The organism is Sandarakinorhabdus sp., assembly GCF_040398645.1.
Lineage (GTDB): Bacteria > Pseudomonadota > Alphaproteobacteria > Sphingomonadales > Sphingomonadaceae > Sandarakinorhabdus.
On sequence record NZ_JBBATR010000032.1, the window covers coordinates 23,800 to 25,205 of the forward strand.

The following is a 1,406-nucleotide window of genomic DNA, read 5'->3' on the forward strand; positions in this document are numbered from 1 at the left end:
TGGCCCTGATGCTGGCGCACGCGCACGATATCGGCGCGCCGCCCGGCCACCAGGGCGCCGCGATCGTGCAATTGCATGGCCCGCGCCGGCGCGCCGGTGACGGTGTCCACCGCCTGCTCGATCGGCAGCCCCCAGCGCGGGCCATTCAGTGCAAAGGCACATTCGATCAGGCTGCGCGGCACATAATCCGACGCAAAGCCGATGTGCATGCCCGATTCGATCAAGTCGCTGGCCGGCACGTTACCGGAATAGGAACCGCCGCGAATCAGATTGGGGCCGCCCATGATCACGCACATGCCGTGGGCACGCGCCGCCTGCGCCGCCTCGGCGGTGACCGGAAATTCGGATATGGTGACGCCGTAGCCGGCAGCATCGCTGATATGCTCGGCGGTTTCGTCATCATGGCTGGCCAGCGGCAGGCCCTGCGCGTGCGCGATATCGGCCACAAAGCGCCGGTTGCGGGCATCATTCTGGGCCACGCGCTGCGCGCGTTCAGCCATGCGCGCTTCAATATCGGCCTCGCTCAGGCCTTGCTGGCGCCACATGGTGAAAAACCGGCTGGCATTGCGATACTGGCGCTGCCCCGGCGTGTGATCCATCAATGAATACAGGCCCGTAAGCGCCCGCTCAGCCAACGGCGGCAGCCAATCGGCCAGCACATCCGATGGCGCCTCGCAGCGCCAGTGGATGCGGTGATCCGCCTTCAGCATGCCGGCGCCGGCCGCGGTGTGCAGGCCATCGGTCAGCCGGTGCAGATTGTCCGGCTTGCGCGCCGCGCCATCACCGAACGAACCGACCGACAGCGAATCGTAAACCGTTGTCACGCCAACGGAAATACACAGGCCGTCGTGCACGATCGCCGCTGATACCGGATCCCAATCGATGTTGGGGCGCGGGAAAAAATGCCGTTCCAGATTGTCGGTGTGGATATCGATGATGCCCGGAATCAGCCAATCGCCATCGCAGTCATCGCCGGTGGCAGCACCGCTGTCGATGCTGGCGATCAGGCCGCCGGCCATTGATAAGGCACCATTCACCACGCCCGCTGGCGTGACGATGCGCGCGTTGGACAAGACGTCAGACATACAGAACTCCGATCAAAAGTGTTTGGCTGTGATTTTGCAGCCGATTCAGGTGGTTTCAGGCTGATGTTCCGTGGCGATCAATATTTCGATCCGATCGGCAGCCATGCGCGCTTCGCCATATTCCAAGGGCCGGCCCTTGCCGTCCACATTCCACGACTTGGTAACCAGCAGCGGGATGTGCTTGGGAAGACCCAGCAATTCGATCTCGGCCGGGGTTGGCAGCCGCGCTGAAATCGTGGTGCGCAGCCGCGTGTAATCCGCCACGCCGCAATCGGCCAATGTCTGGGTGATCGACAGCGACGCAGCATAATGCCGGCGAAA

2 protein-coding genes are annotated in these 1,406 nt (G+C 63.5%); both read right to left on the minus strand.

Annotation, left to right across the window (positions count from 1 at the left end; all coding sequences use genetic code 11):
- Window positions 1-1,085 (minus strand): alpha-D-ribose 1-methylphosphonate 5-triphosphate diphosphatase (locus ABWP50_RS08865; protein ID WP_353217637.1); only part of this gene is annotated, 1,085 nt, incomplete at its 3' end.
- Between the two features lie 45 nt (window positions 1,086-1,130).
- Window positions 1,131-1,406 (minus strand): UTRA domain-containing protein (locus ABWP50_RS08870; protein ID WP_353217638.1); only part of this gene is annotated, 276 nt, incomplete at its 5' end.